This is a genomic window from Brevibacterium luteolum (assembly GCF_013004595.1).
Lineage (GTDB): Bacteria > Actinomycetota > Actinomycetes > Actinomycetales > Brevibacteriaceae > Brevibacterium > Brevibacterium luteolum.
In genome coordinates, this window is sequence record NZ_JABEMC010000002.1 from 305951 (window position 1) to 332406 (window position 26456).

A 26456-nucleotide genomic window follows, 5' to 3' on the forward strand; every position below is an offset into this window, starting at 1 on the left:
GCGTCATGACGGAGACGCACCCAGACCCCGCGACCCCCGCCTCGGGCCCGGACACGAACAGCCCGGCAGCCGGTGCCGACGCCCCGGCGCCCCCGGGCTACCTGGAGGACAAGCAGGCCTTTCGCAACCGGGTCAAGCGCATCGAAGGACAGGTGCGCGGGATCGGCCGGATGATCGAAGAGGACACCTACTGCATCGACATCCTCACGCAGATCTCGGCGGCGACTGCCGCGTTGCACTCGGTGTCGGTCGAGCTGCTGCGCGAGCACATGGGCCACTGCGTCGTCTCCGCTGCCCAGGAGTCCCCGGAGGCGGCGGCCGCCAAGGTCGACGAGGCCACTGCCGCCATCCGCCGGCTTATCAAGAGCTGAGGAGGGAGAATCCCATGCACACCACCACCATCACCGTTTCCGGCATGACCTGCGAGCACTGCGAGCGCGCCGTGAAGGAGGAGCTCAGCGAGCTCGACGGCGTGCGCAGCGTCGAGGTCGACCTCGTCGCCGGCGGCGACTCGACCGTGCGCATCGAATCCGATGCCGAGCTCTCCGCAGTCGCCATCGAAGCCGCCGTCGATGAGGCCGGATACGAGGTCCGCTGATGAGCGCCGGCCCCGAAGCCGATCGCACCCATCCTGCCGAGCAGTCGCGCAGCGTCGATCTCGACATCACCGGGATGACGTGCGCGTCGTGTTCGGCGCGGATCGAGAAGAAGCTCAACCGCCTCGACGGCGTCGAGGCGACCGTCAACCTGCCGCTCAACTCCGCGCGCGTGACCGCCGGGCCAGGCATCACCGATGAGCAGCTGACCGCTGCTGTTGAGAAGGCCGGTTATGCGGCGACCGTGCGCGCGCCCATGGCCCCAGGCCGCGGGCCCGAGGTCGTCGACTACGACCCCAGGCACCTGCGCCCCCGGCTCATCGGCTCGGCGATCCTCGGCCTGCCCGTCGTCGTCATCTCGATGGGCATGGGGCTCGGGATCCCCGGTTGGCAGTGGCTCGTCGCAGCCCTCAGCCTGCCGGTCGTCACCTGGGGCGCGTGGCCGTTCTACACTGCCGCCTACAAGGCCGCCCGCGGCCGGTCGACGACGATGGACTCGCTGGTGAGCGTCGGTGTCATCATCGCCACCGTCGTCTCCCTCACCGCGCTCGCCCGGGCGGTGGCGGCCGGGCACCTGTGGCACATCCCGCACGACTACCACGTGTGGTTCGAAGCTGCCGTGGCGATCATCGTCTTCCTGCTCACTGGCCGCCTCATCGAGGAACGCGCCAAGGGCCGGGCGACCGAGGCGCTGCGCGAGCTGCTGAGCCTCGGGGCCACCGAGGTGCGCGTCATCCGCGACGACGGTGAGGTCGAGGTGCCGATCGAGGACCTGGCCGCCGGCGAGGTGTTCCGCGTCCGGCCGGGTGAGAAGGTCGCCACCGACGGTGAGGTGGTCAGCGGGCATTCGGCGGTCGATGAGTCGATGCTCACCGGCGAGTCCGTGCCCGTCGAAGTCGGCCCCGGTGACACGGTCACCGGCGCGACGATCAACACCTCCGGGTCGCTCACCGTGCGCGCCACCCGCGTCGGCGCGGAGACGACGCTGGCACAGATGGCCGAGCTCGTCACCCGCGCCCAGACCGGGAAACCGCCGGTCCAAAGGCTGGCCGACCGGATCTCGGCGATCTTCGTGCCGGTCGTCTTCGTCATCGCCGCAGCCACGCTGCTCATCTGGGGGCTGGCGGCCGGCTCGTGGTCCGGCGGGCTCATCGCCGCGACCACCGTGCTCATCATCGCCTGCCCGTGCGCGCTCGGCCTGGCCACCCCGACGGCGGTCGCCGTGTCCTCCGGGCGCGGCTCCCAGCTCGGGATCCTGGTCTCCGGGCCCGAGGTGATGGAATCGACCCGGCGCCTCGACACGATCGTGCTCGACAAGACCGGCACGGTCACCGAGGGCCGCATGCAGGTGACCGAATCCCGGCTGACTGATAACGACCTCGCGATCGCAGCGGCAGTCGAGGGACATTCGGAGCACCCGATCGCACAGGCCGTGGCAGCCGCAGTGCCAGCCGAACAGAGGGGTGCAGTCGAGGTCAGCGACTTCGCCAACATCCCCGGCGGCGGCGTGCGCGCCAACGCGAGCACCGCCTCGGGAACGGCGCACGAGGTGCTCATCGGCCGCCCGGACCTGCTGCGCGAGAACGGCATCGACGTGCCGGCAGAGGCGGTGCCGGATCTGCCGGCCACGATCGTGGCCGTCGGCATCGACGGCCGGTTCGCCGGCTGCATCGCCGTAGCCGACACGCTCAAGGAGTCTGCGGTTGCCGCGATCGGCGAGCTGCGCGAGCTCGGGCTTGAGCCGATCCTGCTGACAGGTGACAACGCCCGGGTTGCCGAGGCGGTTGCCGCCGAGGCCGGCATCGAGCGCGTCCATGCCGATGTCCGCCCGGACGGGAAGGTCGAGGTCATCACCGCGCTGCAGGGCGAGGGCCGATCGGTGGCGATGGTCGGCGACGGCGTCAACGACGCTGCGGCACTGACCCAGGCCGACATCGGCCTGGCGATGGGCTCGGGCACCGACACCGCGATCGCGGCCTCGGACATCACGCTCGTGCGCGATGACCTGGCCCAGATCCCGCAGGCGATCCGGCTCTCGCGCCGGACGCTGGCGATCATCCGCGGCAACCTGTTCTGGGCGTTTGCCTACAACACCGCGGCGATCCCGGTCGCAGCGCTCGGGCTGCTCAACCCGATGATCGCCGGTGCCGCGATGGCGCTGAGCTCTGTGTTCGTCGTGCTCAACAGCCTGCGGCTGCTGCGGTTCCGGTGATATGTAAAACCGTTTGCAACGTTTCTGGGATAGTGAAAGATTTCGCCGAATTCTTTAAACGTCCCAGGTCAGCGCATATGCAAAAGGCGCCCACCGCCTCGGGAACGGTGGGCGCCTGACGCATGCGCGCGGTCTACTTCAGGACTGGGAAGGACTTCTGGTCGCGGTCGTCCTTGCGGGTGCTGATCCAGTTGAGCAGTGCGGTCACGCCGAAGACGACGAGGAACGTGATGACGGTGTAGAGGCCGACGAGACCGATCGCCTTGAGGCTGGACCACGCGGCGGTGAAGAAGATCGTCGAGATGAGGACGATGCCAGCGGCGACGACGCCGAACATGAACGAGTCCTTGTAGCTCACGGTCGTGTTCGACGGGTATGCCGGGGAGTGGGAGTCCTGTTGATGAGCCATAGTGCCCGCCATTCTACTCGGTGCGCCTGCGGCGGGCGAGGCCGGGCACAGCCTGGCACACTAGTGGCATGACAGGACGAACACCCGCCAGCCCCGCAGCCTGGATGCGCAGCAGCGGCGTGCGCGCAGCAGCGGTGCTGAGCGCCGGTGTCTTCCTGCTCACCGGCTGCAGTCCCGACGGTGGGCTGCGCGTCGAAAGCCCCAGCGGCCAGCCGGTGCCCAGCGCCACCCGGCCGTCAGAGAACCTGCCTGTCGACGAGCCGTTCTCCGCCGATGAGATCCGGGAGGCCGCCGTCGATGACGCCGCACTGGCCGCCGACGCCGCGCATGCCCAGGTGCTCGAGACTCTGCTGTACTGCACCGACTGCCTGACCCTGGACGAACCGCTCATGGTCGGAGAGACGAAGTACCAGATCGCCCAGGTGACCACCCCGCGCGACGAACAGCGGTTCGCTGGCCTGGTGGTGGGCGATGAAGACGGCAGGCCTGCGGTCGAGCTCGTCGTCTCGGGCACAGACCTGACGCTTACCCCCGGGCAGGGCGGTACGCTCGTGGCCCAGGAGTCGCTGTATCGCGACGGCGACAAGCGCTGCTGTCCCTCGGGCTGGTCGGTGCGCGTGTACCGGTATCATGACGGCCGGTTCGAGGGCGGGCAGCGGATCAGCCGCGACGGCGGGGAGTGATTCATCCCCGCGTCAGAGCCGCAGCCGGTGGCGCGCCCCGTTAAGCTGTATGTCACACCCCTTCAGTACCGCGACTCATGTGCAGCGAAACGAGGTCCCTCATGCATATCGTGCTGGTCGAAGATGATGAGGTCATTCGCGAGACCACACAGATCTCCCTGGAGCGCTTCGGCTACACCGTCAGCGCGTTCGAAGACGGCCGCGACGGCTACGAGTTCGTCGCCTCCCACGGAGCTGACGTGGTACTGCTCGACCTCATGCTGCCGACGATGAACGGCGCCTCGATCTGCCGGGCGATCCGCGAGAAGTCGACCGTTCCCGTCATCATCATCTCCGCCCGCTCTGAGCCGATCGATATCGTCCAGTCTCTTGAGGCCGGCGCCGACGACTACCTCGTCAAGCCTTTCGACATGCAGGTCCTCAACGCCCGCATTCGCGCCGTGGTGCGCCGGTTCATCACCGCCGGCAACGAGCCGATGGGCTTCTCGCCCGACGAGATCGGCCCGCCAGCTGAGAAGACCGGCAGCGACGCCGGCACGACCGTCGGCCTCGACGGGATTCCCGAGGTGCTCGGTCCCTCCCCGGGACTGTCGAACCCGGGTTCGCATAACGCCACCTCCGAATCCTCCCCAGCGTCGGTCGCCGCACCTGCCGTCCCGACCGCTCCCATCGGGCCCCGCGCGGGCCAGGCGACCCCTGCCTCGGGAACGGATGCCGCCGACCGCGGGCACTACCGCACGCGGCTGGGTTCGCTCGTGCTCGACAGCGCACGGCTGACAGTGCTCGTCGATGACAAGGAGGTGCATCTGACGCCGACCGAGCTGCGGGTGCTGCTCTTGCTGACCGAGGAGCCGGGGCATGTGTACTCGCGGGAGAAGATCGCCTACACCGTGTGGGGATACGAGTGGGCCGGTGACTCGCGAGTTGTGGATGTCCACATCCAGCGGCTGCGCAAGAAGATCGGCGCACGGATGATCGAGACGGTGCGCGGCTTCGGCTACAGGTTCGCCGGGTAGGGGCGCGCGTGTCCCTCAGGTGGAAGATCGTCCTCCTCATCGTCGTCTCCGTCATCATCGCGGTGCTGTCCTGCGGCGTGGTCGTGCGGCAGTCCGCGGCGGCTGCCGAGGACGACCGGATGCGACAGCGGGTCTCCGACCAGCTCGAAGACGCGATCTCGATCTACTCCGACACCGGTGTGCTGACCCTCAACGCCACCGTCGACGACCCCGAGCTTCCCGATGAGGCGCAGACTGCCGCCCGCAAGGGCGAAAGCGTTACGATCCGCTCGACGGTCGACTGGCAGGAGACGATGTGGGCGGCCGCGCCGATCCAGGTCGGATCGCACACTGCGGTCATATCCGTGCGCAACTCGACGGAGGAGTCACAGAACCTGCTCAACGAGATCGACCGGGCGATCCTGCTCGGGATGATCGGCGCAGCCGTCGTCATCGGCGGCATCGGTTCGCTGGCTGCCGGGCAGATCTCCAGGCGCCTGACGCTCGGCGCGCAGGCGGCCCGCAAGATCGCCGGCGGGGACACCTCGGTGCGGATCTCGGACGTCATCGAGGCTGGTGATGATGAGGTCGCCGCCTTCGCTGAAGCTGCCGACACCGCCGTGTCACGGCTGGTCGAACGACTGGACTCCGAACAGCGATTCACCGCTGACCTCGCACATGAGATGCGCACGCCGCTCACCGGTCTGGTGAATGCGGCGAACCTGCTGGAGGAGGATTCCCGTCCTGCTGAACTCGTCAAGGAGCGGGTGAGCCGGCTGCAGGTGCTCGTCGAGGACCTGCTGGAGGTCTCGCGCTTGGATGCGGGGCGGGCGACCCCGTCGATTGCGCCGATGAACGTCGACAACTCCATCCGCTCGCTCGTCTCGACGCTGCAGGGCTCCGGTGCTCTGACCGGCCAGGAGATCGAGGTGGTCTGCGATTCCGACGGGCGGACGGTGATGACCGATCAGCGGCGCTTCGAACGCATCATCACCAACCTCATCGTCAACTCCGTGCGTCACGGCACGGCGCCGATCGTGGTGCGGACGACCCCAAGCTCGGTCATCGTCAGCGATGCCGGATCCGGGTACCCGGCCGATATCCTCGCCTCGGGCCCGACCCGGTTCGTCTCCTCCGGTGGCGGCGGCATGGGCTTGGGGCTCGTCATCGCCCAGGGCCAGGCGAAGCTGCTGGGCATGCACCTGCTGTTCCGCAATGCGCCGGAGGGCGGGGCGGTCACCGAGGTGGTCTTCCCCGAGGCACGGGTTGAGGAGGAGATCGTCAAAACCCATACCGGCGCGCTGCCCGAGGTGGGCTGAAGCGCCGGGCCCGAGGTGGGCTGAAGCGCCGGGCCCGAGGTGGGCGAAGCGCCGTGCCCGGGCGGGTCAGTGACGTCCCCGCGGGGACGTCTGAGCGGGGGCGTCGGCACGGAGACGTCTCGCCTGGACGGCACAGAGGAGGCACCATGAGCATGACAGCAGATGAGTACACCAATGGCGATCGCGCGCCCCGTGTGCGTGTTCGAGAGGTGGCTGAGGCGGACGAGCCGCAGTGGCGGCAGCTGTTCGCTGCCTACCGGGACTTCTACCGGCTCACTCCTGATGAGTCGGTCGTCGACCGGGTGTGGGCGTGGCTCAACGATGAGGGCCATGAGCTGCGCGGGCTGGTGGCTCTCACCGATTCTGCCGAATCCGCAGGCAGACGAGGTGAGTCGATTGTGGGGATCGGGCATTTCCGCCGGTTCGCCCGCCCTTCGACGGGTTCGGTCGGGTTGTGGCTCGATGATCTCTTCACCGCTCCCGAGGCCCGCGGGCTCGGCGCCGGCAGCGCGCTCATCGACCGGATCCGCGCCGAAGCGCGCGCACAGAGCTGCTCGGTCGTCCGGTGGATCACCGCCGAGGACAACTCAACTGCCCGGTCGCTGTACGACCAGTTGGCAGTTCAGACGAACTGGGTCACCTACGACACGCAGCCCTAGAGCAGGCGCGGTGGGAGAGCATCCTGGCTAGGCGGCTAAGCCGAGGTCATCCTGTGGTTTCTCGACGTCGAAGAGCCAGGAGACGCACTCTGCGAGATTGAAGCCGTAACCGCCGCCGAAGGTGCTGATGCGATCAGGTCCGTAGAGCTGCTCGAACGGGCAGGCCGTGAGATTCAGCGGCTCTGACATGACCTCGGTGACCTCGTCGAGGTCGTCGGGCGGGTGCTCCGACGGCGTCCAGTCGATGGTGTCCTGCGTGTGTCCTGGGGGTGCCAGGAGCAGATGGGTTTCGAACTTGCCGACATCCCGGCCGTCTTCGGTGAGGAAGACGAACCCGGTGCTTCCCTGCCGGGCCCCGGAGTGCGGTGCATCGGTGCGGGCGATGCGCAGGTGGTGCTCATGCACGGCGATGTGGTGGGAGCGGCACAGCAGGATGAGGTTGTCGAGGTCAGTCGGCCCTCCTTCCGACCAGGGCTGACGGTGGTGCGCCTCCAGCCGGCGGCGTCTGCCGCAGCCGGGGAACTGGCACAGTCCCAGGTCTCGAACGCTGAGGGCCAGACGCTGTCGAGAGCTCGCCAGCCGCTTCGTCCGCCCGAGCACCAGCACGTCACCGAATCGGTCGAGTGCGGCACCGATGATCGCCGAGGTGCACGCCAGCCGGGCTGACGACTCCGCAGAGATCGCCCCGTACCCGTCGACATAGCTCTTCTGCTCTCCCGCAGACGTCCCCGCGGGGACGTCTCCGGCATCGTCGGGTACTGGCTGCGTCTGCACCTGCGTCTGTATCTGCGCCTGTTCCTGTGTCTGCACCTGTGCCTGCGCCTGCGCGAGGGTGTCGGGTGAGACGTGGACGACCATCGTCGCGCGGGCCGCATCGGTGCGTGAGCCGTTGGCTGCATCGGAGCCGCAGCGCACGAGCTCCATCAGCGCTTCGGCTTGGGTGGGGAAGCCGTCGGCGTGGACGCTGCTGGGGTTCTCCGGCACCTCTGGTTCCCCGGCAGCAGCTGCTTCCCCAGCGGCTTCGGCCTGCTCGCGGACGAGCCGGTCATGGGCGGCGTTGACCGCAGCGAGGATCTCCGCGGCCTCGGTCTCGGGCACGTCGATGAGGATCCGTGCCCGCCCCTGCCCGTTCGGCAGGACGGTGAACCGGTCCTTGTCCCCGCTGATGAGCTCCTGCCGCTCGTCATGCTTGACGAGCAGTGAGTACGTGCTCACCATCTTCGACAGCTGCTCGGCGGTGGCGAGGACGACGATCTCGGCCGCTCGCCTGCCGTCGATGCGATCGGCGACCCGGGTGATCGCCCGGACCTTCGAATACGAGACCCGTCCGACGGCGAACAGCGAGGCCACCTCCGGCAGCTTGCGCAGCGCGCGCATGACGCGCAGATATTCGCGTGCGGTGTGCACCTGCACTTCGCACACGAATGACACCCAGTGCGCCAGGCTGCGGATGCCGATCCAGCCTTCCCAGATGCGGGTGCGCTCGACCTCGTCGAGCAGCGCCAGCAGCCTGGCCTGACACTGCGAGACGTGCGCAATCGCCTGTTTGACGGCGAGCACGAGGGCATCCGGATCCTCACCGGCCACCCCCAGGGAGGGAAAGCCCTCGATCGTGCTCAGCCGTGCGCCGAGCTCATCGGCCCCGGTTGCTCTGCCTGTCGCGGTATCGATCTCGTCCGTCTCGGTCATATCCGTCATCGCCATCACGGTCCCCTGTCACCGGGCAGTCACCTGCCCATTCGATACGTACATCCACGCTAGACTCCGGCACTGACATCGTGGGCTGACCTGGGGCGATGATGGCGAGCGGGGAACCCGCCGGCCAGTCAGCTCAGCGGCGGCCACCACCTCGGGAACGGCCACCTCGGGAACGGCCACCTCGGGAACGGTCGCCTTGGGAACCGGTGCCGCCACGCGGTGACCAGCCGCAGCCAGCGACCAGCGCGTAGAGGCCAGCCCACTGCTCAGCCGACAGGTCCTTGGGCAGGGTGCTCGCGCCGAGGCCCTCGCGGGCCAGCCAGCCCTTGACCGCCTGACGGGCGCGCTGCCCGACGATCCGGCTGAGGATCTCGGGCAGCCCGCGCCCGCGGCCGGTGAACACCGCGTGGACGAACCCGCGGTAGGCCCGCCGGTCGCTTTCGGCGAGCAGGGGCGCAGCGCGCCGGGTCATCCGCAGCATCCCGCCGTCGACGCTCGGCATCGGCCGGAAGGCACTGCGAGGCACCCGGCCGAGCAGCGTGAAGTCGATCCACGGCCACCACTGGGCGGTCATCATCGAGGCACCGCCCACCCCGGCCCGGCGCCGGGCGACCTCCCACTGCACGAGGAGCACCGCCTCCTGCCAGTGCGGGATCGGCAGGATGTGGCGCAGCATCGCCGTCGTCAGGTGGTACGGCAGATTGCCGACGATGACGCATCTGCCGGCCGGCAGATGCCAGCGCAGGAAGTCGGCGGTGACGATCTCGACCGGCGGCCCGTCGCTGGGTGCGGTGAGCTCGCGGCGCAGCGCGGCGGCGTTGCGCGGGTCGATCTCCACCGCAGTGAGAGGCCGGCCGAGCGCGGCGAGCCGGTGTGTCAGGGCGCCGCGGCCGGGCCCGATCTCGATGATCGGTCCGCGGGATTCGGCGACGGCGCCGATGAGGGTGGTGATGGTGTGTGAGTCGATGAGGTAGTTCTGGCCGTGCTCATGACGGCCGCCACGATACGTGGGCATGATGTGGGACGCTCCGAAGAAGTCTGGCGTCCGGGCAGCACAATGTCTCCGCCCGGCTGGTCACAGCGGAGCGGCGAAACCTGGGAATGGGGAATTCGAAGCAGGGTCCGCCGCTCAGAAGCGGAGACGGCCCCAAACGATAGCCTCAGTTGCTGACATCATGATGACACTGATGATACCGGTCCCGAGGCGGTGGTGTCGATGTCGACCTCGTCGAGGCCGTCGTCGTCGAGTTCGGCATCGGAGGCCACATCGAGCAGCTCGTCGAGCTGCTGGGCAACACGGATGTAGCCCAGGTGCGAGTACGCCTGCGGGTGGTTGCCCAGGTGCTGTTCGGCGATCGGCTCGTACTCCTCGGGAAACAGGCCGGTGGGCCCCATGAGGTTGTCGAGCCGCCGGAACAGGTCGCGGGCATCGGCGATCCGCCCGACCTTGATGAAGGCCTCGATGAGCCAGGTGGTGCAGATGTGGAAGCCGCCTTCGAGTCCGGGCAGCCCGTCATCGTAGTGGTAGCGGAACACCGTCGGCCCGACCCGCAGGTCGCGTTCGATCGCGTCGACGGTGGCGATGAACCGCTCATCGTCTGCCGGCAGAAGGCCGGAGAGCCCGACGAACAGGCAGGCCGCGTCGAGGTCGTCCTCGCCGTAGGCCACCGTGTAGGCGCCGACCTTCTCATTCCAGCCGCGGGTGATGACGTCCTCGGCGATGGTTTCGCGCAGCCGCCGCCACGCCCCGGGCATCGTGCGGCCGAACCGCTCGGCGATCCGGATCGCCCGGTCGACGGTCACCCAGCACATCACCTTCGTGTATACGTTGTGCTTCGGGGCCCGGCGGGCCTCCCAGATGCCGTGGTCGGGTTCGTGCCAGCGGCGCTCAACGGCAGTGACCATATCGCAGGTGAGCTTCCAGTTCTCCTCCGACAGCGTGCCGACGGCCGCGGTGAAGTCGTCGAGCAGCTCGGTGACCGGGCCGAACACGTCGAGCTGCACCTGATGCTCAGCGGCGTTGCCCACCCGCACCGGCCGCGAGCCCGCATAGCCGGGCAGATGCTCCAGCACCGCCTCGGTCGTGAGCGCTGAGCCGTCGACGGCGTAGAGCGGGTGGAGCTGTTCGGGCCCGACCGTCATCTCCAGGATCCCGGCCAGCCATGCCAGGAAGCCCTCCGCCTCGGCGGTGGAGCCCAGGCTCAGCAGGGTGCGCACGGTCATCGAGCCGTCGCGCAGCCAGCAGTAGCGGTAGTCCCAGTTGCGGATGCCGCCGATCCCCTCGGGCAGGGAGGAGGTCGCGGCGGCGAGCACGCCGCCGGTGGGCACGTGGCACAGGGCGCGCAGGGTGATCGCCGAGCGGGTGACCTCGTCGGTCTTGAGTTCGGGCAGGGTGAGGCCGGTGACCCAGTTGCGCCAGTAGCCGGCCGCGCGCCGGCGCACGAAGGACTCTCCGCCGGCGAGCAGGTAGTCCGTATCGGCGAAGGACCCGCCGCACACGAGCACCAGCACGAGCTTGGCGCGCTCCTGCGTGGTCGGCACGACGCGGGCCACGGCGGTGTCGGAGCCGTCTTCGCTGATGATGTCGAAGTCGACGCCGGGAGCGTGGAGCATCACCGGCTCCGAGGTGCCGAGCACCCGCACACCGTCGCCGACCTTCTCCAGCCGGATCGGGTACGAGCCGAAGTCCGGGCGCGGGGCGAACCGGATCTCGGCCTCGGCGTCGCCGGTGAGCACGCGCACGAGCACGGTGTCGAGGCTGTCCTCGGACACCGGGGCGAGGTAGTCGCGGGCGGTGAGCCCGGCCCACCGGGTCTCGACGATGGTGGTGTCGCGCTGATAGCGCTGGGTCAGCGACTTCTGCTTGCGGGCATCCGCGCCCGAGGCGGTGGCTGGGGCGACCGAGTAGTAGCCGGCGGCTGGGGAGCCGAGGATCTCGGAGAACAGGGAGGCCGAGTGGGGCAGTGGGTGCGGCATCCAGCAGATCCGGCCGCCGGGGTCGATGAGCGCGGTCGACTGCCCGTTGGCGAGTATCGAGTGCCGTTCGATCGGCACGGCGGTCTGGCCGAACAGCCAGGAGCGGCGCAGCTCGAAGATGCTCGAGAGCACGAGCGAGACGGTCTCGGGGTCGGCAAGCTGGAAGCCTGCGGCGGTGTCGACGCAGGGGCGGCCGGAGACGGCCTTGCGGCAGTCGAGCGGGGCGACCGTGATGCCCAGGTCGGTGCTCGTCAGGGTCTCCAGAGCCCGCTCATCTGAGGTGTCGTCGCCGATGTAGACGACCGCGGCCGCTCCGAGGCGTTCGCGCAGCCCATTCAGCGCCTCGCCCTTGGTGGATTCGACGACGGTGAGGTCGGCGACCTCTTTGCCGCGGACCACGGACACGGCGACGTGCCGGGCCATCTGCGTGATGCCGGCTTCGACGACGGCCCGGGCATCGGGGTCGAGGCCGCGCAGATGCACGGCCACACCGGTGGGTTTGAGCTCGAACTGCGCCTCGGGCACCATCCGCGCCAAGGAGGCCACCGACTGCTGCAGGTCCTTCAGGGCCGCCTTCGCCTCGGCGTCGAGGGCGTCGATGGCGTCGATATCGGTCTCCGAGCCGTGGGAGCCGACGAGATGGACCTCACGCGGCAGCCGCGACATCGCTGCGAGGTCGCGCAGGGACCGGCCGGAGATGACCGCGGCGTTGGTGTCGGGCAGGGCGGCCAGTGCGCGCATGCTGATGAGGCTGATGGGCAGCGGATAGGCGTGGGTGGGCTTGTCGACGATCGGAGCGATGGTGCCGTCGTAGTCGGTAGCGATGAGCAGCTTGGGGGTCCGGGCCAGGCGGACGATCTCTGCGAACAGCTCGGCATCAAGGGTGCGGGCGGCCTCGGCGAGGTCGCCGAGCGGGCCCGAGGTGGGGGCTGCGGGATCCCAGGAGTCGAGCAGGTCGAGAGATGCGGTCATGGTGTCCTCGTGGTGCAGGTGGTGCGGGGGCGCCCGGTGGGCAAAGCGCATTCAGTGTAGTGGCTTGCCCGCGCCCAGGCGAACGGCCGCCTGCCGCCGGTGTCTCAGCGCCTGCCGAGCAGGTGGTCGGGGAAGCGGTCGCGTTCGTAGGTGACGGTGTCGTAACCGTGTTCGACGGGCCGGCCGTGCTCGTCGAGGCCGACGAAGACGATCTTGTCGATCGAGAGGATGATCTCGCCGGTGATGATGTTGCGGACCTGGCAGCGCATCGTCAGGGAGGTGCGCCCGAACTTCACGGCCACCAGCCCGATCTCGATGATGTCGCCCTGGGTCGCGGAGGCAAGGAAGTTGATCTCGGAGATGAACTTCGTCACGATCCGCTGGTTGCCCAGCTGGATCATCGCGTAGACGACAGCTTCGTCGTCGATCCAGCGCAGCAGCGAGCCGCCGAACAGGGTGCCGTTGGCGTTGAGGTCTTCGGGCCGCACCCATTTGCGGGTGTGGAAGTTCATCGCCGGGCGGCCGGCCTCGTCGCGGGCAGTGGATTCGTCGGTGCCGAGCAGGGGATTCGTCGCGTCGCTCATGTGCCCAGTCTAGGCATCGGGGTTCGCGGCGGGGTCGGTGGCCGGTCCCGAGGCGGTGGTGCGGCGGGCCTGGGAGCGGCGGGAGTAGCCGCCGAGCATGTAGAGCACGCCGGAGGCGAGCATGCCGGCGCCGGTGAAGCCGATGACGGTCAGTGCTCCCATATCGTCGCCGAAGGCGATGATGATGCCGATGAGGGCGTGGATGCCTCCGACGATGAGGAAGTCCGAGGAGCTCGGCAGGCTGCGCACCAGCGACCACAGCCACAGTTCGCAGGCGGCGTGCAGCAGCGCCCACACCGCGACGGCGGCGCGCAGCTGGCCGGGCTGTTCGGCGAGGAACAGGAAGATGATCGCCGGGATGACGATGACCGCCTGGCCGAGCACCGGGGTGCGGGCGGAGGTGGTGACGGCGCGGGCGAAGCCGAGGATGAGCAGACCCTGGACGACGAGGTAGCCGATGAGCAGGTAGTCGGCGGTGTCGACGCGCAGGGCGAGCTGAGCGGGCCCGCCGATCTGCTCGCGGGGGAAGAAGACGGTGACGATGCCGAAGATGAATGCCGCGGCACCGCGGGCGAACATCCACGTGCCGCGGGCGGACTGACCGGCCCGGATCTCAGCTGGGCTGACCGCCTCATCTGCGCTGTGCGTCTCGTCTGCGCTGTGCGTCTCGTCGGGCTCTGGTGCTCCTGCGGGGGTATCAGACATCACCGCCCAAGTGTAGCGGCAGGCCCACGCGGTGCGGATGCCAGCGTCGACGGGCCTGACCCGCCCGACAAATCCGTACTTTCAATAATTCCGTATTTCTTGTATAACTGGGGTATGACCGATTCTGCTCCCGATGCACTGCGCGAGCGGCTCAGCGCGCTCGAAGACCGCATCGCCGCCCTCGAAGCACGCCAGCCCGGCACCGCCGCCGACCCAGCACCCGCCGACCCGGCACCGGGAGGCCCCGCTTCACCGTACGGATCTGAGGCAACGCCACACGGATCTGAAACGCCAGCACCGCCCGCGGTGGATCCGGCGCGCAGCTCGCTGTGGGCGCTCGAGGGTCTCAAACAGGCCACCGGCGGGGCCGGCGGGATCCTCTTCACCGGGGATCTGCCGCAGACTCCGGCCGGTCCGGTGTCCTGGCAGTACGGGCGGCCGGCCGGCTACATCGACGACCTCGACTTCACCGCCGCCGCCACCAGGCTCGACGCCCTCGGCCACCCCGTGCGGCTGGGACTGTTGCAGGAGATCTACCTCGGCACCACCTCGGTCGCGGGGCTCTCCGAGCTCGGCCGCTTCGGCTCGACCGGGCAGATCTACCACCACCTGCAGCAGCTGGCGAGCGCCGGCTGGCTCGAATCACCGCAGCGCGGGCAGTGGCGCATACCCGTCGAGCGCGTCATCCCCGTCCTCACGATCATCATCGCCGCGGTCGGCTGAGCGCCGTCCTGCCACCGACTCGCCGCTTTCCGTCAGCAACGCACAGGAGGGACGCATGGCTTACCGCACCTCGCCCACCGAGCACCCGAACACCGAGCACCCGAACACCGCCCACCCGAGCACCGGCCGCACACCGCGGCGCTTGCTGTGGCCCGGCGCTGCCGCACTCGCCGTGGCGCTGCTGCTCACCGGTCTGTCCCCGCTGTTCCCGCGCCTCGGCGCACCGACCGGTGACCGCGCGCTCGGAGAAGCGGTCATCGAGGCCGTCGGCTCCCGCGACCGCCATCATGTCGCGATCGCGCAGGTGACGCCGGGTGGCGATGAGATCCGGTATGCCGGTTTCGGTGCAGATGCGCACACCGAGTTCGAGATCGGCTCGATCACGAAGACCTTCACCGCCGTGCTGTTCGCGCAGGCGATCGAACGCGGCGAGGTCACCGCGGACACGACGCTCGGCGAACTGTTCGGCCCCGCGGCCGGCGCCGCCTCCGAGGTGACCCTGCTGCAGCTGGCGACCCACACCTCGGGGCTGCCGCGGCTGCCACCGGGGAACCCGCTGCCGAATTTCGTCGCCGCGGTGCTGCACACCGATCCGTACACGGAATCCGCTGACGATCTGCTCGCCGGGCTCTCCGACATCAGCACCCCCACCGCCGTCGCAGCCGACGCCGCTGCAGGCGAGTACTCGAACTACGGCTACGCCCTGCTCGGCCTCGCACTGGCCCAAGCGGCAGACACCGACTATCCGCGTCTGCTGCAGGAGCGGATCCTCACCCCGCTCGGCATGGACGATACATATCTGCCCGTCGAACGCGGCGGGTTGAGCGCCGGAGCCCCGCGCGGCCTGGCCGCCGGCGGCATCCCCGCCTCACCGTGGACGATGGCTGCCAGCGCACCGGCCGGGGGCATCCGCTCGACTGCAGCCGATATGGCCCGGTACCTGCAGGCGGTCATGACCACCGACCTGCCCGGCAGCGGCGACGCGACCACACCGCACGCCCTGCTCAATGAGGAGACGGAGATCGGATACGGCTGGCTCATCGAGGCCCAGGCGGATCCCGCACTGACATTCCACAACGGCGGCACCGGGGGTTTCCGCTCGGTAACCGGATTCACCGCCGACGGTGCCGGACTCGTCGTGCTCAGCGACACGACGCGCTCGGTCGATGCCGCACTCGATCTGCTGAGCACGCCGGCCGGGAAGGAGACCTCATGACCCTGTACGCGACCATCGTCTTCCTCGGACTCATCGTCTTCTACGCCGCCGTGGCGGTATGGCGAGCGCGGCAGGCCAGCCGCGCAGCCGCGTCGGTCTCGCGCCTCGGGCTCATCGTCTCGATCGCGGCAGCCCTGGCGGTCTTCGTCTTCCAGTGGATGCTCGTGAGCCTGCCCAGCTGGGCGTATCTCATCTGGGTGCCGGCAGCCCTGGCCCTCGTCTACGCCACGTTCGAGGCCGTGCGCATCGGTCCGCAGCTGCCGTGGCTCAGGCCCGGCCACCGGCGCTCTGACATAGCCGCAGCGCTGGCTGAAGGGACGTTCGCGCTGCTCGTCATCGCAGCCGTGGTCGCCTCTGTCGTCCTGGCGCTGCAGTGAAACCTCAGGCGTCTCCGGTCATGCTGATCGTCAGCTCATCGCCTGACTGCGTGATCTTCGCGGCGGCTAAGCCGGTTTCGGCTGGGCCGGAGAGCGGCTCTCCGGTCTTCGGGTCGAACCGGGAGCTGTGACAGGGGCAGATGATCTCCTCTTCCGTCACCGTCTGCACCAAGCAGCCCTGGTGCGGGCAGATCGCGTTGAACGCGTGGAAGTCCCCCTCGGTGGGCTGGGCGACGACGTACCGGTCGTCGACGACGACACCTGAGCCGACCGGCACCTCGGCCGCGGCCACGGTCGAGGGCTCGACGATGTCGTCGTCAGTGCCCGAGCAGCCTGACAGCGCTGCAGTCCCGCCGATGCTGGCGGCACCACCGGCCAGGGCTGACAGCTGCACCATGCGCCTGCGGCTCATCTCGTTGCTCATGCGTTCTCTTCTCCTGTCCTGCTCTTCCCTCGCGGGGTCACGGTGTCCTCGATGACGAGCCTGCCGCTGCCGCCGGGGCTCGTCCATTTCCCGCGCAGCGCATCGGCTTCGTCGACGCCCTGCATCATCGTGCGGTCGACCGGCGTGCCGACGGGGATGACGCTCAGCGTCCCGCTCGGCTCCAGGATGACACACTGGGCGTCCTGCAGCCGTCCCAGCCCCGCCCTGCGCACGGCGATCTGCACATCATCGGCGGTGACGTGCACGCGCCGCATCACCCGGGTGAGCATCGCGCCGTGGGCGACGATGAGGATCGGCTGGTTGTTCAGCGCCCGGTGCATCGGCAGAGAACTGCGCAGCGCCCCGAACAGCGCCTCCAGGCACATGAGGGTGACGAGCCCGATCGCACCGGCGGAGACCGTCGGCGGGTGTCCGATGATGACCCGGCCGGCGACCGCACCGACCATGATGGCGACCACAGCGTCGAAGCTCGTGATGCCGGAGAGGACGCGGGCGCCGAAGATCCGCAGCAGGATGACGAAGACGGCGTAGATGAGGATCGCGGAGACGATGACGACGGGGATCCGCCACAGTTCGATGCCGAGCGTCTCGAGCAGCGCCGCCTGCCAGCCCTGCGGCGGAGTCAGGGACACGACGGCAGGGGTCATCGGAGCACCTCGCGCAGCACCGGCCAGGTGCGCTTCATCCGTTCCCGTCCGTAGGCGGCGCGCGGATCATCGGCCCGGGCGGTGAGTGTGCGGGAGGTCCAGATGCAGGCATTGAGGCACAGCCGGGTGAACGCGGCGTGCTCGATGAGGCCGAGCTCGGTTCCCGTCAGCTCGGCGGGCGTGCCGGCGACAGCAGTCTGATAGGCGGCCACGGCCTGGCGCAGTGCTGTCAGCGGCCGGTCCGTGCCGAGCATCGTGTAGGCCGCAGCGATCGCCAGCTCGGCCACCCGTGGGGCGGTGCGCGCATCGCCGAAGTCGATGATCCCGGTGATCTTCCCGTCGCCGACGAGCAGATTGAAGTCATTGAGGTCCTGGTGGACGACCTGCCTCTCAAGCCCGTCCAGCTGCGGGACGATGTCGGCCTCGAAGCGCTGCGCGGCCGCCCGGGCCAGGGCGAGGTCGCCGGAGAGCTGGCCGCTGACCTCGGCCGCAACCTGTCCGGCGGCTTCGAGGCTGGCGATGCGCTGACAGGCGAAGAGGACGTTGGCACCGGTGGTCTCGAACGACCAGGGGTGCACCATGGGACCGGGTTCCCCGGCCATGCCAGCCAGTGCGTTGACCACCGCAGCTGCCGTCCGGCCCACCTGGGCGGGGTAGTTCTCGGGCAGGTGAGCGCCGGCAGCGACCCGGCCGGGCAGGTACTCCTGGATGCGTATGAGCGCCGGCTGCGTCCCCGCGGGGACGTCGACGCTGGCGACGAACGGCCGGTGCTCCTCCCCTGCCCGGGTGTGGCCCGCCTCGGCGACCCCCGCGTCGGCAGCGGCGTCTGTCAGGGCCGGGACCTGGCCGGCGACCGGCAGGCAGGCCCGGGCAGCGGTCTCCTGCACGCGGGTGATCCAGTCGATGTGGCCCGGGCTCATCGTGCGGGTGGGGTATTCGGCCTTGAGCACGTAGTCGCGGCCGGCGGCGCGCAGGCGCACGTTGATGGCGATCTCGCCGGGCAGGAACTCGCCGACCTCGGCGTCGAGGCCGAAGTGGGTGCGGCAGATCTCGGTGAGCTCTGCGGCGGTGAGCGTGTGCAGCGGCCGGTTCATATGTTCAGGGTATCGGTTCGGGCCGGTGGAATCTGTACCGTCCGGGCTGAGGATGTGGGACGCTGGGGCCATGGCGCAGATGCACATGGCCAACGCCTTCGATCCCGAATCCGCTCCCGAGGTGCCGGCGCGCACGGCTGCCCTGCTCGCCCGGCGCGACGCGGCGCTGTCATCGAGCTACCGGCTGTTCTACCGGGAGCCGGTCGAGGTCGTGCGCGCCGAGGGCGCGTGGCTGTACGGCTCGGACGGCCGCCCGCACCTGGACATGTACAACAACGTCCCGGCGATCGGGCATGCGCATCCGGCCGTGACCGAGGCGGTGACCCGGCAGCTGGGCCGGCTCAACACGCACACCCGGTATCTGACCGAGGGGATCCTCGACTACTCCGAGGCCCTGCTGGCGACCTTCCCGGCGGCGCTGGACCAGGTCACCTATGCCTGCTCCGGGTCCGAGGCGGTGGACCTGGCGGTCCGGATGGCCCGGTTCGCCACCGGTCGTGAGGGTGTCATCATCTCCGCCAACGCCTACCACGGCACAACGGCGCTGGCAGCGAGCCTGTCGCCGAGCCTGGGGGTCAACAATCCCATCGCCGAGGCGGTGGCGAGAGTCGACATGCGTCCGGGGATGAGCGTGGAGACGCTGGCCGCTGAGGTGCGGGCGGCAGCAGCCGATCTGGAGGCGCGCGGGCACGGGGTGGCGGCGGTGATCTTCGATTCGATCTTCTCCTCTGATGGGGTGCTACCCGAACCGGTGGGCGGCTTAGCCGCTGCTGCAGATGTGGTGCGGGCCTTCGGCGGGTGTGTCATCGCCGATGAGGTGCAGGCCGGGTTCGGGCGCACCGGTACGATGTGGGGGTTCTCCCGGCACGGCATGGAGCCGGATCTCGTGGTGCTCGGCAAGCCGATGGGCAACGGGATGCCGATCTCCGCGGTCGTCAGCCGGCGGGAGATCTCCGATGCGTTCGGCGCGAGTGTGCGCTATTTCAACACCTTCGGCGGCAATCCGGTGTGCATCGCGGCAGCCCAGGCAGTCCTCGATGTCATCACCGGGTCGCTGCTGGCCCGGCATGCAGAGCAGCTCGGGCAGGTGCTCGCCGACGGCTTAGCCGTTCGTGCCGGGCGCACCGACCTGCTCGGGGATGTGCGAGCGGCCGGGCTGTTCGTCGGCGTCGATGTGCGCGGGTCCGCTGCGCGGCCACCGGCTGAGGCCGCTGCGGCGATCGTCAACGGGCTGCGCCAACGCCGGGTGCTCATCTCCGCCTCGGGACCGGGCGCCGATGTGCTCAAGATCCGCCCGCCGCTGGTCTTCGATGAGCCCGAGGCCGAGGTGTTCTTCGCAGCACTCGACGACACGCTCGACGAGCTGAGCTGATCCGGCGACACGTCCCCGCGGGGACGTCACCTGCCGGCACTGGGCGGGCGGCCATCGTCGCCGGTCTCCCCCGCCTCGGGCGCGGTGTCCGTTTTCGAGGCGGTGGTGTCCTCGGAGGTGACCTCGTCGATGACCTCGCGGGCGACCTCTCGGGCGGTTTCCTTGGCCCGGCGCACCGGTGCGCGGAAGGCTGAGGCGGTGCGCTTCATGCCGGCGCCCACCCCGCGGTAGCTCCATCCGCGGATGCTGCCTGGGGCCCGCCAGCCGCGGAGCCAGGCGGTGAGCCGGAAGGCGAAGACGACGCTGGCGGCGGCAATCGTCACCCACACGTTCCAGATGCTCGTCTGCTGGCCGAGTGCTGCCAGCAGTGCACCGCAGAAGGCGGGGATGATGTAGAGCTCGGAGCCGGAGAACACGGCCGGGATCTCGTTGGCGACGACATCACGCATCAGCCCGCCGCCGACGGCGGTGATGATGCCGAGCATAATCGAGCCGTAGACGTTCATGCCGTGCTCCAAGGCGATGATCGTGCCGGTGGTGCAGAACAGCGCGAGGCCGGCGGCGTCGAAGATGACGATCGGCAGACGGGCGCGTTCAGTGTGCCGGCCGATGAAGTAGACGAGGAGGGCGGCCAGCAGCGGGATGAGCAGGTAGATCGGCTCGCGCAGCGACGTCGGCACCTCACCGAGGACGACATCGCGGATGATGCCGCCGCCCAGGCTGGCAAGGTAGCCGAGCACCACCCCGCCGGTGATGTCGAAGTCCTTGCGCGCGGCGAGCAGGTTGCCCGAGATCGCGAAGGCGAAGACGCCGACGAGTTCTAAGATGAACAGTGCGACTGAGACGTTCACGGCCTCAGCCTACGTCACGCGTCACATGCTCGGTCACCGGCTGCTCCTGCGTCCCCGCGGGGACGTGGTTGGGGCGTCGAACGATCTGGAAAGTCGGTACTCAGCCGTCGACGGCGTCGGCGAGCGCGGTGAGGAGGGCGACCTCGGTGCCGGCTAAGCCGCGGGAGAGGTACACGCGGCGGCCGTCGGTGCGCGGGCGGACCTCGTTGTTGGCGATCTGGCCGAGCGGGATGATCGCCTCGGCCCCGCCGGGCGGCAGCAGCGCCTCTGGGTCGGCCAGGTGCTGGTCGCGTGCGTCGGTGACGACGTAGGCGCCGGTGAGCAGGTCGTCAGGGATCTCCGAGCCCGAGGCGGCGGCTGGCCCGAGAGTGGAGATGAGGCAGTCCTCGGCAAGCCAGCTGGTGTCGATGACCGGGGTCTGGGAGGTGGTGGCGAGAATGACGATGCTTGCCTCGCGCACCGCCTCTTCGGCGGTCTCCACGGCCGTGGCGGTGAGACCGTAGCTGCTGGCGGCATGTTCAGCCAGTTCAGCGCGGCGTTTGAGAGTCGGCGCGTAGATGCGCACGTCCTCGATCCCGACGACTGCGCGCAGCGCCCACAGCTGCTGGGCGGCCTGCCGGCCGGCGCCGATGAGTGCGACCCGGTGCGGGCCATCGCCTGCGACATAGCGGGCGGCCGCACCGCCGAGCGCGCCGGTGCGGCGGTTGCCGAGCAGGGAGCCCACCGCGATCGCCTCGAGCGCGCCGGTCTCCCGGTTGAAGGCCGTGACGAGCTGCTCTTCTTCTGCGCCACCGGGAAGCTGCCGGTCGCGCACATAGGACCGGTAGCCCAGATGCGTGGTGGTCGCACCGGCTGTGATGACGAGGGTGCCAGCATCGAGGCCGGCCGCCTGCAGCGGTGCGCGCAGCCGGGGCGGGCAGGCGAACTCGTCTCGTCCATCGGCGGCGAGCGCGGCGCACATCGTGTCGACGGCCAGGCGCGGGGTCAGGCGGGTGCGGATATCGGCGTCGGTGAAGATGCGCATGCCACTGAGTCTAGGCCGCTGCCAGGAACCCGGCCAGACTGTCCGACCAGGCTGTCCGGCCAGGGAACTCTGAGGTTCGGCTGACTGATATTCCAGCTTCGCTTGCTTGTGTGGGTCATGGCCGGTCACCCACGGCCGGTCGGAGAACGCACAGATCCCAAGTCGTCAGAAAGGTGGATCCATGTCCTCCGCAATCCCCGCCCCCTCGACCACAACCCCCTCGACCACGGCGCCGACCCAGCGCCGCCGCACCTTTCTCGCCGCAGCAGTCGGCACCGCTGCAGGCATCGGCCTGCTCGCCGGTGGGCTCTCCCCTGCCGCCGCCCACGCTGCCCAGGCGACCACCGCCTCGGGAACGGTCGCCGAGCAGTCAGCCGAACAGGCCGCCGAACGCACCTACAGCTCACCGGTGCCGGCCGGTGCCGGCGCCCCGACCAGCGTGTTCGGCCCACGCGGCGACTCCTTCCACCTCGGCACCGATTACGGGGTGGCCACCGGCACCCCGATCACCGCGGTGACCGACGGCGAGGTGCTGCGCGTCGAGACCGGCAAGAAGGTCGGCGACACGAGCCCGAGCTCCGCGCTCAAGCACCACACCGGCAACGGTGTCGTCGTCAAGCACGGCGAGATCAGCGGTGATGAGATGTACAGCTACTACGGCCACCTGAGCGAGGTCGACGTCAAGCCCGGTGACAAGGTCAAGGCCGGTTCGGTCGTCGGCAAGGCCGGCAACACCGGCAACAGCACCGGCCCGCACCTGCACTTCGGCGTCATGGTCAACAGCGATGAGCCGAACGGCGCGAAGTGGAAGTCCGCGACGAACACCGGGTTCATAGACCCGCACGACTGGCTCAAGCGCAAGGGCGTCAACGCCGGCTCCGATGCGCCGGTGACCCCGTAACCTGCACATACCCGCGCACGCTGTGTGCATGAGACCCGCGCCCGAGGTGGGACCCGCCTCGGGCGCGGTCGTGTCTTCAGACGAGATGGCGGGGTTCAGGTGAGCAGCAGCTTGTAACCGGTGTGGCTGGCAGTGAAGCCGAGGCGGTCGTAGAAGCGGTGGGCGTCAGCGCGGGAGTGATCGGTGGTGAGCTGGACGAGACCACAGCCGCGGGAGCGGGCGTGGGCGATCGCCCACGTGAAGAGCGCCGTGCCCAGGCCCTGTCCGCTGTGGTCGGCGCGGATGCGCACGGCTTCGATCTGGGCACGCAGCATGCCGTGCCGGGAGATGCCGGGAATGAAGGTCAGCTGGCAGGTGCCCACCACCTCGGGCGCGGGGCCAGGAGTTTCGATCACGAGGAGGAGCTGACCGGGGTCGGCATCGACAGCGTCGAAGGCCTGCCGGTAAGCGTCATCGACAGTAGCGGACTCGCGTGACTGCCCGAGCGGGTCGTCGGCAAGCAGCGCGACGATCGCTGGAAGGTCTCCTGCGCTGGCGCGACGGACGGTGAACTCTGCACCATCGCGAGTGGTCAGGCGGGTGAGCGACTCGGTCATGGCATCAGTGTCGCACGCCTGGTCAGAGCAGCAGGTGGGCCAGCGGGGCGGCGATGAGGATCGATAGGGCGACGCGTTCGAACCAGATGACCACGAGGTGCCACAGCTTGATCGGGATGTCGGTGGCGAGGATCGACGGCACCATGGCGGAGAAGAAGATGATGCCTGAGACCGAGATGATGCCGACGACGAAGCGGGTGACGAGCGACTCGACATCGGCGACCTGGGTGGAGGGCAGGAACATCTCGACGAGGCCGAGCGAAAGCGCCTGGCCGGCCAGCAGCGGTTCGCTCATCCGGGTGATCCAGGTGAACGGGTAGAACAGGTAGCCGAACCATTCGAAGAGCGGCGTGTGCTTTGCCAGCAGCAGGCCGATGAGCCCGACCGACAGGATCGAGGGCAGGATCGAGGCGGCCATGTAGATGCCGTCGCGGAAGTTCAGCAAGATGTTGCGCCCGAAGCTCGGCGCACGGTCGAGCGCCTCAAGGGCTTCACCCCAGGCCGCGCGCAGGCGGGATCCGGCAGGCTTCTCCTCCGGCTGCGGGGTCGCTTCATGCCAGTAGTCGTGCGGGATCGTCGACAGCGGCGGGATGCGCACGGTGATCGCGGTGACGAGGAAGGTGACGAACAGGGTGGTGAAGAAGTACAGCAGCCAGTGGTCCATGAGATCGAGCGCACTGGCGACGATGATCATGAAAGTCGCTGACACCGTCGAGAAGCCGGTGGCGATGATCGCGGCCTCACGGCCGGTGTACTTGCCCTGGTGGTAGACGCGGTTGGTGATGAGCAGGCCGAGGGAATAGGACCCGACGAAGGAGGCGACCGCGTCGATCGCCGAGCGGCCGGGAGTGCGCCAGACCGGGCGCATGATCGGCTGGACGAGCACGCCGATGAACTCCATGAGCCCGTAGCCGACGAGCATCGCCAGGAAGATCGCACCGACCGGGACGATGAGACCCACGGAGATGACGAGCTTCTCCCACAGGAACGGCCCGATGTCCTCAGCCGCCAGCCAGGCCGGCGGGGAGGTGAGGATGAGGATCGCGACGATAAGACCTGCGATGTTGAGGAAGGAGAACACGGTGCGGGTCGGCGAGTCCCGCCAGCTGCCGGTCAGGAACGGGCGTACAGTGCCCAGCAGGATGAGAGCCAGCACGATGAACGGCACGACCGGTGCGGCGTAGGTCTTGATGCCGGTGACGATGTGGTCGAGTGGGATCGTGTTGGTGCCGGCAATGGTGATCGGCACGAAGAACATGAAGATGCCGATGGCCGAGAAGACGAAGATGCGCCAGATGCCCCGCGGCCGGGTCGGGGAGCTCGGTTCGGTGCGTGCCGTCATGGTCGGTTCTCCGCGGAGGTTCAGTGGAGCTTTCCCGCTCACTGTAACGCACGTCACCTGTGCTATGAGCGCCCGGGCATGGTTCGCTGTCCGATATCGCGGAATTCCGGCTGGCGTGCCGGGCCGATACTCACAGGCGGGAATGAGCGATTCTCAGCTCGAATGTCAGCGGTGTTGTTTATGCTTGGGTCAGGGGAGCGAGAAAGGTGAAAGCCATGACGCCGCAGATCCAATGGGAAGACTGTCTCGACAACCAATCCATCCTCAACGACCTCACCGAAGCCGCTGAGCAGTCCCGGCGCGAAGTCGCCCGCTGCGAACAGTGCCTGCGCATCACGGCCGGTGATCCGAACCTCGACGGCGATGAACGCGAAACCCTCATCGAAGCCGCTGACGAAGCCCGCGAATCCCACGCCGAACTCCTCGCCGAACGGCTGCTGCTGGAGGAGAAGCTCCATTCCGACATCGCGCATCTGACGCGCGAGGCGATCGACGAGTTCGTCCTCGTCTACGGCGAGCGCCAGACGGACTCACCCGGCAGCCCGTCGGCCGGCGTCTGACAAACACCGCCGCTGCCATCGCCGAACCGCTACACTGACCCAGGTGCTGCCGCCTGGGGGTCGCGTGATGCCCGGGCTGTGCACCTGAGATGACGCTGCACATGACGGGAGGATTCCGGTGGCCGGGACGGCTGAAGCACCACGGCGGCTGCGCGGCTGGATGCTGCTCATCGTCGCGATCATCGCCGAGGTGTCCGGGTCGCTGTCGCTCAAGGGCGCGCTGACCCACCCGGCGCTCTACGCCGTCGTGGTGGCCGGCTTCCTCATCGCTTTCACGTGCCTGGCCGGGGTGCTGCGCGCCGGCATCAGCCTGGGGGTCGCCTACAGCGTGTGGGCGGCCTTCGGAGTCGCGCTCACCGCGGTGCTCTCGGTCATCATCTACGCCGAGCCGTTCTCCTGGCTCATGGGTGCAGGCATCATCGTCATCATCGCCGGGGTGCTGTGCATCGAACTCGGCGCCCACGCCGCGAACCGTTCAGTCGATGGGCTCGGAACCGCTGAGGGGCCGGCATGATCGCCTGGGTGTTCCTCACCGCTGCGATCGTCTCCGAGGTCGCCGGCACCCTGTGCCTGCGCATGGCCGTCACCGGCGGCCGCATCTGGTACGCCGCCGTCGGCCTCGGCTATGTCATCGCGTTCTCGTGCCTGTCGCTCACACTTGCCAGCGGCATGGATCTGGCCGTCGCCTACGGCATCTGGGCCGCCGGGGGTGTCGCCCTGACCGCGCTGCTGTCTCACCTGCTCTTCCGCGAACCGCTCACCTGGGTGATGGGATTGGGCATTGTGCTCGTGGCAACCGGTGTGCTGATGGTTGAACTCGGATAGGGGCTGAGTACCCCGCCGCCGAGGTGGTCCTGGCGCAGTCTGGCAGCATGCCGTCAGCGTCCGGTCCCGTCGTTGCAGAGGCAGCCAGGACCGTGCACGATCTTCGGTGCTCGGGTTCCCGAGTCCGTTCCTGCGGTGGTCTGGTCAGCTGGCCGCGATCTCAACCCCCTCGACGTCACCGGCGAGTCGGATCTGCGATGGCTGGAGTCGCTCGTCTGGCCCGAGCACGAGGCTCGAAGGCAACGGCTGCGGGCAGCCGCTCAGATCGTCGCCGCAGACCCGCCGCGAATTGTCACCGGGAATCTGCTCACCGACCTCGATTCCCTCATCGCCGAGGCTCCGGCAGAAGCGACCGTCGTTGTGTTCCACTCGGCGGTGCTCGCCTACGTGCATGCAGAAGCCCGCCGAAAGTTTGCTGATTCGATGGCCGCGCAGCCCTCAGTGGTGTGGATCAGCAATGAAGGCGCAGGCGCGTTCCCGGAATTCGATGAAAGCGTCGCCCAGCAGGCCAAGGGACGGTTCGTCCTCGCAGTCGACGGCGAACCCGTCGCATTCACTGGACCGCATGGTCAGTCGTACCGGGGACTCACCCCGAGACCCGCCGACTTCTAGGCAAGACCCACAGCCGCTACCCCGGGTCTATTGCCGACGCTCAAGATAGAGAAATTCCTCTTC

The 26456-nt window shown here is 68.8% G+C and carries 29 protein-coding genes; 16 read left to right on the forward strand and 13 right to left on the reverse strand.

The window, feature by feature from the left end; translation table 11 throughout:
* The first annotated feature begins 5 nt into the window (after positions 1-5).
* The 3 genes from HLA91_RS04865 to HLA91_RS04875 are packed head-to-tail and all read left to right on the forward strand — an operon-like array spanning position 6 to position 2808.
* On the forward strand, positions 6-371 hold the full coding sequence (locus HLA91_RS04865) for a metal-sensitive transcriptional regulator (RefSeq protein WP_170273781.1): 366 nt from the start codon (positions 6-8) through the stop codon (positions 369-371).
* Positions 372-385: 14 nt separating this feature from the next.
* Positions 386-598, forward strand: a complete 213-nt coding sequence (locus tag HLA91_RS04870) for a heavy-metal-associated domain-containing protein (protein ID WP_165883973.1) — start codon at positions 386-388, stop codon at positions 596-598.
* Positions 598-2808, forward strand: a complete 2211-nt coding sequence (locus HLA91_RS04875) for a heavy metal translocating P-type ATPase (RefSeq protein WP_170273782.1) — start codon at positions 598-600, stop codon at positions 2806-2808. The genes HLA91_RS04870 and HLA91_RS04875 overlap by 1 nt, the downstream gene beginning before the upstream one ends.
* Before the next feature lie 133 nt (positions 2809-2941).
* Here HLA91_RS04875 and HLA91_RS04880 read toward each other — a convergent pair whose 3' ends face one another.
* Positions 2942-3217, reverse strand: coding sequence for a DUF3021 family protein (locus tag HLA91_RS04880; protein WP_165883975.1), 276 nt, complete (start codon positions 3215-3217; stop codon positions 2942-2944).
* Positions 3218-3285: 68 nt separating this feature from the next.
* Between HLA91_RS04880 and HLA91_RS04885 the strand changes: the two genes are divergently transcribed.
* From HLA91_RS04885 to HLA91_RS04900, 4 genes are all read left to right on the forward strand, one after another.
* Entirely contained in the window at positions 3286-3900 is a 615-nt protein-coding gene (locus HLA91_RS04885; RefSeq protein WP_170273783.1) for a hypothetical protein, read from the forward strand.
* Positions 3901-4001: 101 nt separating this feature from the next.
* Positions 4002-4916 carry a response regulator transcription factor gene (locus HLA91_RS04890; RefSeq protein ID WP_170273784.1) on the forward strand — a complete coding sequence of 305 codons (915 nt, stop codon included), beginning with the start codon at positions 4002-4004 and terminating at the stop codon, positions 4914-4916.
* 8 nt (positions 4917-4924) lie between these two features.
* On the forward strand, positions 4925-6214 hold the full coding sequence (locus tag HLA91_RS04895) for a histidine kinase dimerization/phospho-acceptor domain-containing protein (RefSeq protein WP_170273785.1): 1290 nt from the start codon (positions 4925-4927) through the stop codon (positions 6212-6214).
* Positions 6215-6360: 146 nt separating this feature from the next.
* Complete coding sequence (locus HLA91_RS04900; protein ID WP_239557100.1) at positions 6361-6873, forward strand: GNAT family N-acetyltransferase; 513 nt, start codon at positions 6361-6363, stop codon at positions 6871-6873.
* Positions 6874-6900: 27 nt separating this feature from the next.
* Here HLA91_RS04900 and HLA91_RS04905 read toward each other — a convergent pair whose 3' ends face one another.
* The 5 genes from HLA91_RS04905 to HLA91_RS04925 form a co-directional block, all read right to left on the reverse strand.
* Complete coding sequence (locus tag HLA91_RS04905; protein ID WP_170273786.1) at positions 6901-8562, reverse strand: HNH endonuclease; 1662 nt, start codon at positions 8560-8562, stop codon at positions 6901-6903.
* A gap of 142 nt (positions 8563-8704) precedes the next feature.
* The gene (gene erm / locus HLA91_RS04910) at positions 8705-9586 is read right to left on the reverse strand and encodes a 23S ribosomal RNA methyltransferase Erm (protein WP_170273787.1); all 882 of its coding nucleotides are present in this window, start codon (positions 9584-9586) and stop codon (positions 8705-8707) included.
* 158 nt (positions 9587-9744) lie between these two features.
* Positions 9745-12519, reverse strand: coding sequence for a trehalose-phosphatase (gene otsB, locus HLA91_RS04915; RefSeq protein WP_170273788.1), 2775 nt, complete (start codon positions 12517-12519; stop codon positions 9745-9747).
* A gap of 104 nt (positions 12520-12623) precedes the next feature.
* Positions 12624-13031 (reverse strand): acyl-CoA thioesterase, encoded by a 408-nt coding sequence (locus tag HLA91_RS04920; protein WP_170273891.1) that lies wholly within the window; start codon positions 13029-13031, stop codon positions 12624-12626.
* 81 nt (positions 13032-13112) lie between these two features.
* The gene (locus HLA91_RS04925) at positions 13113-13808 is read right to left on the reverse strand and encodes a hypothetical protein (protein WP_170273789.1); all 696 of its coding nucleotides are present in this window, start codon (positions 13806-13808) and stop codon (positions 13113-13115) included.
* Positions 13809-13922: 114 nt separating this feature from the next.
* On the opposite strand from HLA91_RS04925, the gene HLA91_RS04930 reads away from it, so the two are divergent.
* The 3 genes from HLA91_RS04930 to HLA91_RS04940 are packed head-to-tail and all read left to right on the forward strand — an operon-like array spanning position 13923 to position 16124.
* On the forward strand, positions 13923-14531 hold the full coding sequence (locus HLA91_RS04930) for a winged helix-turn-helix domain-containing protein (RefSeq protein ID WP_170273790.1): 609 nt from the start codon (positions 13923-13925) through the stop codon (positions 14529-14531).
* A 55-nt stretch (positions 14532-14586) separates the two neighbouring features.
* Entirely contained in the window at positions 14587-15747 is a 1161-nt protein-coding gene (locus HLA91_RS04935; RefSeq protein WP_170273791.1) for a serine hydrolase domain-containing protein, read from the forward strand.
* Positions 15744-16124: a hypothetical protein gene (locus tag HLA91_RS04940; protein WP_170273792.1), complete on the forward strand. Its 381-nt coding sequence runs from the start codon at positions 15744-15746 to the stop codon at positions 16122-16124. The genes HLA91_RS04935 and HLA91_RS04940 overlap by 4 nt, the downstream gene beginning before the upstream one ends.
* A 4-nt stretch (positions 16125-16128) precedes the next feature.
* On the opposite strand, the gene HLA91_RS04945 is transcribed toward HLA91_RS04940, so the two are convergent.
* Genes HLA91_RS04945 through HLA91_RS04955 form a run of 3 tightly spaced genes read right to left on the reverse strand, consistent with a single transcriptional unit; the run spans position 16129 to position 18310 of the window.
* Entirely contained in the window at positions 16129-16548 is a 420-nt protein-coding gene (locus HLA91_RS04945; protein WP_239557101.1) for a QcrA and Rieske domain-containing protein, read from the reverse strand.
* Positions 16545-17216, reverse strand: coding sequence for a DUF421 domain-containing protein (locus tag HLA91_RS04950; RefSeq protein ID WP_170273793.1), 672 nt, complete (start codon positions 17214-17216; stop codon positions 16545-16547). Before HLA91_RS04950 ends, HLA91_RS04945 begins: the two co-directional genes overlap by 4 nt.
* Positions 17213-18310 (reverse strand): phosphotransferase, encoded by a 1098-nt coding sequence (locus HLA91_RS04955; RefSeq protein WP_170273794.1) that lies wholly within the window; start codon positions 18308-18310, stop codon positions 17213-17215. The genes HLA91_RS04950 and HLA91_RS04955 overlap by 4 nt, the downstream gene beginning before the upstream one ends.
* A gap of 70 nt (positions 18311-18380) precedes the next feature.
* On the opposite strand from HLA91_RS04955, the gene HLA91_RS04960 reads away from it, so the two are divergent.
* Positions 18381-19682, forward strand: coding sequence for an aspartate aminotransferase family protein (locus HLA91_RS04960; protein ID WP_239557102.1), 1302 nt, complete (start codon positions 18381-18383; stop codon positions 19680-19682).
* Positions 19683-19708: 26 nt separating this feature from the next.
* Here HLA91_RS04960 and HLA91_RS04965 read toward each other — a convergent pair whose 3' ends face one another.
* On the reverse strand, positions 19709-20533 hold the full coding sequence (locus HLA91_RS04965; RefSeq protein ID WP_170273795.1) for a TRIC cation channel family protein: 825 nt from the start codon (positions 20531-20533) through the stop codon (positions 19709-19711).
* Between the two features lie 100 nt (positions 20534-20633).
* On the reverse strand, positions 20634-21557 hold the full coding sequence (locus tag HLA91_RS04970) for a hypothetical protein (protein ID WP_170273796.1): 924 nt from the start codon (positions 21555-21557) through the stop codon (positions 20634-20636).
* 181 nt (positions 21558-21738) lie between these two features.
* Between HLA91_RS04970 and HLA91_RS04975 the strand changes: the two genes are divergently transcribed.
* Positions 21739-22458, forward strand: a complete 720-nt coding sequence (locus HLA91_RS04975) for a M23 family metallopeptidase (protein ID WP_170273797.1) — start codon at positions 21739-21741, stop codon at positions 22456-22458.
* Between the two features lie 95 nt (positions 22459-22553).
* On the opposite strand, the gene HLA91_RS04980 is transcribed toward HLA91_RS04975, so the two are convergent.
* Positions 22554-23054, reverse strand: coding sequence for a GNAT family N-acetyltransferase (locus tag HLA91_RS04980; RefSeq protein ID WP_170273798.1), 501 nt, complete (start codon positions 23052-23054; stop codon positions 22554-22556).
* 22 nt (positions 23055-23076) lie between these two features.
* Complete coding sequence (locus tag HLA91_RS04985) at positions 23077-24396, reverse strand: YjiH family protein (RefSeq protein WP_170273799.1); 1320 nt, start codon at positions 24394-24396, stop codon at positions 23077-23079.
* 215 nt (positions 24397-24611) lie between these two features.
* Between HLA91_RS04985 and HLA91_RS04990 the strand changes: the two genes are divergently transcribed.
* From HLA91_RS04990 to HLA91_RS05005, 4 genes are all read left to right on the forward strand, one after another.
* On the forward strand, positions 24612-24956 hold the full coding sequence (locus tag HLA91_RS04990; RefSeq protein ID WP_170273800.1) for a hypothetical protein: 345 nt from the start codon (positions 24612-24614) through the stop codon (positions 24954-24956).
* Positions 24957-25074: 118 nt separating this feature from the next.
* Positions 25075-25470: a DMT family transporter gene (locus HLA91_RS04995; RefSeq protein WP_338076780.1), complete on the forward strand. Its 396-nt coding sequence runs from the start codon at positions 25075-25077 to the stop codon at positions 25468-25470.
* Positions 25470-25781, forward strand: coding sequence for an SMR family transporter (locus HLA91_RS05000; protein ID WP_170273895.1), 312 nt, complete (start codon positions 25470-25472; stop codon positions 25779-25781). Before HLA91_RS04995 ends, HLA91_RS05000 begins: the two co-directional genes overlap by 1 nt.
* A gap of 72 nt (positions 25782-25853) precedes the next feature.
* Positions 25854-26393 (forward strand): DUF2332 family protein, encoded by a 540-nt coding sequence (locus HLA91_RS05005; RefSeq protein ID WP_239557103.1) that lies wholly within the window; start codon positions 25854-25856, stop codon positions 26391-26393.
* Positions 26394-26456: the final 63 nt, after the last annotated feature.

What these genes read in the sequence shown, in the direction of transcription:
- HLA91_RS04905 (WP_170273786.1), bottom strand. Translation starts at nt 8,562, where the DNA reads ATGACCGAGACGGACGAGATCGATACCGCGACAGGCAGAGCAACCGGG.
- otsB (WP_170273788.1), bottom strand. Translation starts at nt 12,519, where the DNA reads ATGACCGCATCTCTCGACCTGCTCGACTCCTGGGATCCCGCAGCCCCC.
- HLA91_RS04980 (WP_170273798.1), bottom strand. Translation starts at nt 23,054, where the DNA reads ATGACCGAGTCGCTCACCCGCCTGACCACTCGCGATGGTGCAGAGTTC.
- erm (WP_170273787.1), bottom strand. Translation starts at nt 9,586, where the DNA reads ATGCCCACGTATCGTGGCGGCCGTCATGAGCACGGCCAGAACTACCTC.
- HLA91_RS04880 (WP_165883975.1), bottom strand. Translation starts at nt 3,217, where the DNA reads ATGGCTCATCAACAGGACTCCCACTCCCCGGCATACCCGTCGAACACG.
- HLA91_RS04960 (WP_239557102.1), top strand. Translation starts at nt 18,381, where the DNA reads ATGGCGCAGATGCACATGGCCAACGCCTTCGATCCCGAATCCGCTCCC.
- HLA91_RS04945 (WP_239557101.1), bottom strand. Translation starts at nt 16,548, where the DNA reads ATGAGCAACGAGATGAGCCGCAGGCGCATGGTGCAGCTGTCAGCCCTG.
- HLA91_RS04900 (WP_239557100.1), top strand. Translation starts at nt 6,361, where the DNA reads ATGAGCATGACAGCAGATGAGTACACCAATGGCGATCGCGCGCCCCGT.
- HLA91_RS04955 (WP_170273794.1), bottom strand. Translation starts at nt 18,310, where the DNA reads ATGAACCGGCCGCTGCACACGCTCACCGCCGCAGAGCTCACCGAGATC.
- HLA91_RS04885 (WP_170273783.1), top strand. Translation starts at nt 3,286, where the DNA reads ATGACAGGACGAACACCCGCCAGCCCCGCAGCCTGGATGCGCAGCAGC.
- HLA91_RS04925 (WP_170273789.1), bottom strand. Translation starts at nt 13,808, where the DNA reads ATGTCTGATACCCCCGCAGGAGCACCAGAGCCCGACGAGACGCACAGC.
- HLA91_RS04930 (WP_170273790.1), top strand. Translation starts at nt 13,923, where the DNA reads ATGACCGATTCTGCTCCCGATGCACTGCGCGAGCGGCTCAGCGCGCTC.
- HLA91_RS04920 (WP_170273891.1), bottom strand. Translation starts at nt 13,031, where the DNA reads ATGAACTTCCACACCCGCAAATGGGTGCGGCCCGAAGACCTCAACGCC.
- HLA91_RS04875 (WP_170273782.1), top strand. Translation starts at nt 598, where the DNA reads ATGAGCGCCGGCCCCGAAGCCGATCGCACCCATCCTGCCGAGCAGTCG.
- HLA91_RS04890 (WP_170273784.1), top strand. Translation starts at nt 4,002, where the DNA reads ATGCATATCGTGCTGGTCGAAGATGATGAGGTCATTCGCGAGACCACA.
- HLA91_RS04975 (WP_170273797.1), top strand. Translation starts at nt 21,739, where the DNA reads ATGTCCTCCGCAATCCCCGCCCCCTCGACCACAACCCCCTCGACCACG.
- HLA91_RS04935 (WP_170273791.1), top strand. Translation starts at nt 14,587, where the DNA reads ATGGCTTACCGCACCTCGCCCACCGAGCACCCGAACACCGAGCACCCG.
- HLA91_RS04870 (WP_165883973.1), top strand. Translation starts at nt 386, where the DNA reads ATGCACACCACCACCATCACCGTTTCCGGCATGACCTGCGAGCACTGC.
- HLA91_RS04950 (WP_170273793.1), bottom strand. Translation starts at nt 17,216, where the DNA reads ATGACCCCTGCCGTCGTGTCCCTGACTCCGCCGCAGGGCTGGCAGGCG.
- HLA91_RS04970 (WP_170273796.1), bottom strand. Translation starts at nt 21,557, where the DNA reads ATGCGCATCTTCACCGACGCCGATATCCGCACCCGCCTGACCCCGCGC.
- HLA91_RS04940 (WP_170273792.1), top strand. Translation starts at nt 15,744, where the DNA reads ATGACCCTGTACGCGACCATCGTCTTCCTCGGACTCATCGTCTTCTAC.
- HLA91_RS04865 (WP_170273781.1), top strand. Translation starts at nt 6, where the DNA reads ATGACGGAGACGCACCCAGACCCCGCGACCCCCGCCTCGGGCCCGGAC.
- HLA91_RS04990 (WP_170273800.1), top strand. Translation starts at nt 24,612, where the DNA reads ATGACGCCGCAGATCCAATGGGAAGACTGTCTCGACAACCAATCCATC.
- HLA91_RS04985 (WP_170273799.1), bottom strand. Translation starts at nt 24,396, where the DNA reads ATGACGGCACGCACCGAACCGAGCTCCCCGACCCGGCCGCGGGGCATC.